Genomic DNA, 6,162 nt, shown 5'->3' with positions numbered 1-6,162 from the left:
GAGCAGCAACACGCTCTACGAAAAAGGGTTCGGCATCGCTGTGGCGATGACGTTGCTCTCGGCAGCGCTTCCGGTTCGGGCTGAGGTGCTCTACACCCTCAACACCCAGTGCAGCCTCAAAGGAGCGGCCCCAGTGCCCTGCACGGTGGAGGCTGTGAACGAGGGGGATGTCACCCTCTACCGCCATCAGATCGGCGCCAAGACAATCACGCTGCGCATCAGCGACAGTCCGGTTCGGATGGCGCTCTGGGATGCCAGCAGCAAGCAATGGCAGAGCTTGAAGCGTGCTTCGGCTCGCTTCTCCTCCAACACCATCTGCTTTAACGGCCGCGATCTTTGCGTCGTGAATGCCAACTATCTCAACAGCGTTCGAGAAGACAATCCAGCGGCGACCGCCCAGCGCGATCTGGTGAAAGTGCACTTCGGCGCTGATGGTCGCATCAATGCCAGTTGCTACGACGACGGTTGTGAGGTGACGCAGCGATGAAACCACTTGCACAACTCAGTGGGGCGCTGCTGTTGAGTGTCCTGGCGTTTCATGCTGGTCTGGTTGAGGCATCTGAAGGTTTGAGCCCGGCGTTTACCTCACCCAGTCAGCCGCTGCTGCTGGCCCGAGGTGGTGGTGGACGCGGCGCTGGCGGCGGTGGTGGCCGTCATGGTGGTGGGGGAGGCGGCCATCGCGCTCAAACTGGCTTTCAGTCCGCCGGTGGCGGTTTGAATCGGGGTGCCTCCAAGCCAAACGGCGGCTGGAGCAACAAGCTGAACTCCGATCGGGCTCGACCGTCCATGGATCGGCCCGTGGCCACACGCTCGATCAACCGCGACGGCACTCGTGATCTCAACCGCAATGTGAATCGTGAGATCAACCGCAATGTGAATCGCGACATCAACCGCAACTGGGATCGTGACATCAACCGCAACTGGGATCGTGACATCAACCGCAACTGGAATCGCACGGTTGATCTCAATCGGGTAAACCTCTACCCCGGCTGGGCGCGGCCTGGTTGGGCGGTGGCACGACCCTGGAACTACGGCTGGTATGGCGGTTGGAGAAATCCGCCCTGGGGATGGTGGGCCGCTCGTGCGGCGGTCTGGGGTGTGGCGACCTTGGCCACGGCTGCCGTCATCAACGATGCCGTTGATGACGCGGTTGATGCGCATCTCAGTTACATCGTTGTGCCCAACAGTAACTACCAGCTGCTCTATGGCACCGTGACTCCCAGCGGCAGTTCCGGTGTGACCTTTGATGTCACCGCGGGTGGCGCCACCTATCAGCTCAATGCTGATTGCAACGGCGGCACGTTGAATGGTCAGGAGCCATCGAATCCGGCGGAGGCAGAGCTGCTCAATGCCGCCTGTCAGCTGGCCTATGGAGCGGCCTGATGGCTGCATGCTGAGCTGTGGCGGCTCCTGCGATCAGGCCGATCCAGGGGCTGCCCATCAGTTTCGGCAGATTTGAACTCTCCTGTCTCCAACCAGAGTTGCAGCCGAACACGGCTCGGTGTCGCAGTGCTGATCCGACGACAAGCTGCCGGCCATACAAGGTTGTCCGTCGATGATCAGCAGCAGACGTCTCCTGCGCCTCGGCCTGATCGCGGGGATCTTGGCGGTGGCACCAGGGGCGTCGGCTGAACCCTGGGCCTACACCTTTGAGGGCTATGGCTACCTCCCTTGGGTGAACAGCACCACCACCATTCGTGGCTTTGAAACGGAGACCAACTTGGCACCGGGTCAAGCGCTGAACCTGTTGCAATCGGCTTTCAGTGCTCGGGCCAGTGCGGAGCAAAAGCGCCTGGGGGTGCTGGTGGATGTGGCCTATACCCAGCTGGGTTCTGAGCAATCGAGCACCACCCGTCGGGGCCGCTTCACTGGCGCAACCGAGCTGACGGCGATCAATGGGATCTACGACTTGGCGCTGCGTTATCGCCTCGGATCGCGGGAGGCCGCGGTGGCTGAACCCGGGCGATGGTGGCTGATTCCCTATGCGGGCATGCGTGTGGTTGAGGCGCGCCTTGGCGTTGAGGCCCAGGTGCAGGGCAACGGTGGGCTGGGCCTGCAATGGCAAAGCGAGGGAACCCTGCAGCGCACATGGGCACAGGTGTTGGTGGGCAGTCAGGCGTCGGTGTTTGTCACACCGTCTGTGCGTCTTTTTGCCCGGGCCGATGTGGGCGGTTTCGGCTTGGCAGGTGAACAGGATCTCAGCGGCAATGCCCAGGCTGGTGTTGGTGTAGCCCTCGGGAGGAACACCGATCTGAATGTGTCATGGCGTTATCTCGGCTTGGCCTATAACAACGGTGAGCAACGCTCCACCGGTTTTACTAGCAATCAAAATGGCATTGAATTAGGCCTGAAGTTCTATTTCTGAACGCCGTGCCTCTCGCAAGAGATCGGACGGCCTTTGGCCAAACGTCTGATAGAAGTCACGGCTGAACTGGGAGAGATGCTGATAGCCCACACTCTGGGCCACGATCGTGATGGTGATGGAGGCATCGGCTTGCAGCAGCTTGTCTCGCGCAAGCTCCATCCGCTGCTGGCGGATCCATTGCACCGGGCCACATTGAAAGCGTTCCTGAAACAGATTTCGCAAACTGCGCTCGGAATATCCGCTTTGGCGGCGTAGGTCGCTGAGCTGCATGGAGTGGTGCAGGTTGTGGCGGATCCAGCTGCTGAGCTCGTCCATGACCTGGGCTTTGCGGCTTTGCCGCTTTGTGCTTTGCAGACTCGCTCGCTGGATCAGCCCACCACAGATGAGTAGCGCGAGCATGCGCAGGATGAGCTGGTCGAGACCGATCTGCCGTAGGTGTTGATTTTGGAGCGTTGGCGATGACCGACTCAACTTCAACAGTTGCTGCAGCATCAGTGCCTGATCGCATTCAGGCTGCAGTCGGGGCTGCAGTGCTTGGATCACCTGCAGGCGTTGGCGGCAGCGGGCCGGACTGATCCGGTAGCCAGAGAGATCCATGGCTGCACGGCAGAGCTCCTGTGGTGTGACCTGCAGGCGCCAACCCTGAAAGGCCATCGGTCTGCTGAGCCTCTCTCCGGCGGGGAGATAGAGCATGTCGTAGGGGGGGTGTAAAAGCCGCCCCGGCTGTTCATGCCCTCCCGAATCCAAGCTCAGGGACGTCTGGGTTGGGATGAGCAGCTCGGCGCGGTCGGCTCCGATTCGCTGCAGGAGCTGGGGACCGTGCCAAAGACTGATGCAGCCAAACCCAAGCTCCTCCTCAGCGCCTGCGACGCAACTGTTCATGGCTCTGGCCTCACGATGCAGCGAAAGCCCAGATGGCCCGTGGAGGTGTCGATCCCCTGGGCCATGCGCGCAGCAGGCCGGTAGCGCCGGCAGTAGTTGGGTGCGCACAGGTACGACCCACCTTTCACCACTTTGCGCGGGAGAGATCCGTGTTCGGAGCTGGGATCAATACTCGCCAGCTTTGCCGCCTCCGAAGCACTGCAGCAGTTGCTGTTGCCGGTCGGTTGGTGACCGCTGGCATACCAACTGCTGGTCCATTCCCACACGTTGCCGATCATGTCGACCAAGTCGTAGCCGTTGGCCGGATAGATCCCCACCGGCGAGGTGCGCCCATAGCCGTCCAGCAGGGTGTTCTGATGGGGAAACTGCCCCTGCCAGGTGTTGGCCATCGCTTGCCCGCGGGGGTGGAGTGTGTCGCCCCAGGCGAACTCGGTGTTCTCGAGGCCTCCCCGGGCGGCGCGCTCCCACTCCGCCTCATTAGGCAGGGCTTTACCCGCCCAATTGGCGTAAGCCTGGGCATCGGCGTAGCTGATGTGCACCACCGGGTGGTGGTCGCGGCCCTTGATGCTGCTGCCGGGCCCCTCGGGATGACGCCAATGGGCGCCAGCCACGTAGTGCCACCAGCGATGGGTGTCATTCAAGGGCACCGGATGGGCCGGTGCCATGAACACGATCGAGGCTGGTTGGAGCTGTTCAGGACGGGCGCCTGGATACAGGCTGGGATCCGCCGGTCGTTCCGCCTCGGTTTTATACCCGGTGGCCTTCACGAATTTCAGAAACTGCGCGTTGGTCACTGGAGCGCGATCCATCCAGAACCCCTTCACCTCGGCTGGATGGGCCGGGGCTTCCTCGGGGTAGTGGTGATCAGACCCCATCAGGAACCGCCCCCCTGGCACCCACACCATGCCCTTGGCGGGTGGGCGGCCGGGGCTTCGCTGTGCTCGCGATGGAGAGAGGGCGGGCACGTTCGCGTCAGGCGGCACCGCTGGCGGCTTTCTCAAGCCTCTCCATCACCCGCTCCAGCGAGAAGCTGGCGGCCTTCTGGCGCGGCGGGTAGTCGACGAAGGTCTTGAGGAACTCACCCACATAGGCCTGGGCGGGCACGATCAGGAAGATGTGATCGAAGATCCAGTCCCAGTAGGTGTTGGAGGTGATGTCGGCCCGCTCATAGGGGTCGGTGAGCAGGTTGAAGATCTTTGGCACCCGCAGTTCCACAAAGGGTTCCGCCCAGATCTGGCAGGTACCCGTGGCACGCTGCTCCTTGAACACGAACTTCCAGTTGTCGTAGCGCAGACCCACCAGATCGCCGTCGTCTGAGAAGTAGAAGAACTCCCGCCGCGGGCTCTTGTCGGTCTTGCCCATCCAGTAGTCGAGCATGTTGTAGCCATCGAGGTGGATGCGGAACGTTTTGTTGCCCACCTGGTAGCCATCAAGCAGCTTCTGCTTGATCTCCGGTTCGCCTGCCGCCGCCAGCAGGGTGGGCAGCCAGTCGAGGTGGCTGCAGATGCCGGTGATGTTGGTGCCGGCCGGGATCTTGCCAGGCCAGCGCACCAGGGCGGGCACGCGATAGGCACCCTCCCAGTTGGTGTTCTTCTCGCTGCGGAAGGGTGTCATGCCGGCATCGGGCCAGCTGTTCATGTGGGGCCCGTTGTCGGTGCCATACATCACGATCGTGTCGTCGGTGATGCCCAGCTCATCGAGCAGGTTGAGCATTTCACCAATGCACTCATCGTGATAGATCATCACGTCGTGGTATTCGGACTGCCAACGTCCACTGCGACCCACATCCTGCGGCCGGGCGTAGGTGCGGAAGTGCATGTGGGTGGTGTTGAACCACACGAAGAACGGCTGTCCTGAGGCCACCGCATCGCGGATGAAGCGTTTCGCTTCGGCCATGAACTCGTCGTCGGCCGTTTCCATGCGTTTGCGGGTGAGCGGCCCGGTGCTCTCGATCCGTTGGCTGCCGTCGTCATTGGCCCAGCAGTGCAGCACGCCGCGCGGGGCAAAGCGCTTGCGGAAGTTGGGAAACTCCGGGTCGTCTTCCTTGGGGTAATCGCGAAGTTCCGGCTCTTCCTCGGCATTGAGGTGGTAGAGGTTGCCGAAGAACTCGTCGAACCCATGCATCGTGGGCAGGTGTTCGTCGCGATCGCCGAAGTGGTTTTTGCCAAACTGACCGGTTCGGTAGCCCTGCGGTTTGAGTAGCTCGGCGATGGTGGGATCTTCAGCACGGAAGCCCAGTTCCGCTCCGGGCAGGCCCACCTTGGAGAGGCCGGTGCGATACACGCTCTGACCGGTGATAAAGGCGGCTCGCCCAGCGGTGCAGCTCTGCTCGGCGTAGTAGTGGATGAACTTGGCGCCCTCCTTAGCGACCCGATCGATGTTCGGGGTCTGGTATCCCATCAGGCCATGGCTGTAGCAGCTGAGGTTGCTTTGGCCGATGTCATCCCCCCAGAGGATGAGGATGTTGGGCTTGCCGTTGGGCATGGCTGGTGAGGCGGTTCAGATTCCCACAGCTTGTGAATGGGTTTTGCTGGCGTCCATGAATGCGGCAGCTGTGTTGCGGAATGAAACAGCGTTAATGCAAAGTTCTGCGCAATTCGGATCCTCTTGGCGGGCATTTGCGCTTCGACGCAACTTTTTAACGTCTGCGCATATGCTGCTGTGTGACCATTGCTTGCTTCAGGCTGCTGTGATTCCTAGGGTCGGTTCGCCACTTCAGGTGCGCTGAGGTACGCCAATCAGGTGTGAGTGCTGTGCTCCCCCTCTCCGATCCGGCTGTTGCCTCTCGGCGGTTGCTGTTTCACGACGAGAGAGCTGTCGTGGATCGTGATCCGCAGCTGCTCGCCTCGCGCCTGGCTCAGCACTACTCCTTGCTCGACTTTGGTCCGCGCCCGGGCCATGAGTCATCGTTCATG

The 6,162-nt window shown here is 61.6% G+C and carries 6 protein-coding genes; 3 read left to right on the top strand and 3 right to left on the bottom strand.

The window, feature by feature from the left end; genetic code table 11:
• From ACIQ2E_RS11580 to ACIQ2E_RS11570, 3 genes are all read left to right on the top strand, one after another.
• On the top strand, positions 1–487 hold a 487-nt coding region (locus ACIQ2E_RS11580; RefSeq protein WP_398330555.1), incomplete at its 5' end, for a hypothetical protein.
• A 299-nt stretch (positions 488–786) separates the two neighbouring features.
• On the top strand, positions 787–1,383 hold the full coding sequence (locus ACIQ2E_RS11575) for a hypothetical protein (RefSeq protein WP_398330552.1): 597 nt from the start codon (positions 787–789) through the stop codon (positions 1,381–1,383).
• Positions 1,384–1,555: 172 nt separating this feature from the next.
• Positions 1,556–2,365: a hypothetical protein gene (locus tag ACIQ2E_RS11570; RefSeq protein ID WP_398330550.1), complete on the top strand. Its 810-nt coding sequence runs from the start codon at positions 1,556–1,558 to the stop codon at positions 2,363–2,365.
• Here the strand turns inward: ACIQ2E_RS11570 and ACIQ2E_RS11565 are convergent.
• From ACIQ2E_RS11565 to ACIQ2E_RS11555, 3 genes are all read right to left on the bottom strand, one after another.
• On the bottom strand, positions 2,342–2,857 hold the full coding sequence (locus tag ACIQ2E_RS11565) for a helix-turn-helix domain-containing protein (RefSeq protein ID WP_398330547.1): 516 nt from the start codon (positions 2,855–2,857) through the stop codon (positions 2,342–2,344). The genes ACIQ2E_RS11570 and ACIQ2E_RS11565 overlap by 24 nt on opposite strands.
• A gap of 386 nt (positions 2,858–3,243) precedes the next feature.
• The gene (locus tag ACIQ2E_RS11560; protein ID WP_398330544.1) at positions 3,244–4,152 is read right to left on the bottom strand and encodes a formylglycine-generating enzyme family protein; all 909 of its coding nucleotides are present in this window, start codon (positions 4,150–4,152) and stop codon (positions 3,244–3,246) included.
• 67 nt (positions 4,153–4,219) lie between these two features.
• Positions 4,220–5,731, bottom strand: a complete 1,512-nt coding sequence (locus ACIQ2E_RS11555) for a sulfatase-like hydrolase/transferase (protein WP_398330541.1) — start codon at positions 5,729–5,731, stop codon at positions 4,220–4,222.
• Between the last annotated feature and the right edge of the window lie 431 nt (positions 5,732–6,162).

This window comes from Vulcanococcus sp. (assembly GCF_044369115.1).
Classification (GTDB): Bacteria; Cyanobacteriota; Cyanobacteriia; order PCC-6307; family Cyanobiaceae; genus Vulcanococcus.
This window is presented reverse-complemented; position numbering and strand designations above follow the sequence as displayed.

Bases quoted from the DNA above. Each gene is read 5' to 3' on its own strand.
- ACIQ2E_RS11575 (WP_398330552.1), top strand. From the start codon at position 787: ATGGATCGGCCCGTGGCCACACGCTCGATCAACCGCGACGGCACTCGT.
- ACIQ2E_RS11570 (WP_398330550.1), top strand. From the start codon at position 1,556: ATGATCAGCAGCAGACGTCTCCTGCGCCTCGGCCTGATCGCGGGGATC.
- ACIQ2E_RS11565 (WP_398330547.1), bottom strand. From the start codon at position 2,857: ATGCTGCAGCAACTGTTGAAGTTGAGTCGGTCATCGCCAACGCTCCAA.
- ACIQ2E_RS11560 (WP_398330544.1), bottom strand. From the start codon at position 4,152: ATGGTGTGGGTGCCAGGGGGGCGGTTCCTGATGGGGTCTGATCACCAC.
- ACIQ2E_RS11555 (WP_398330541.1), bottom strand. From the start codon at position 5,731: ATGCCCAACGGCAAGCCCAACATCCTCATCCTCTGGGGGGATGACATC.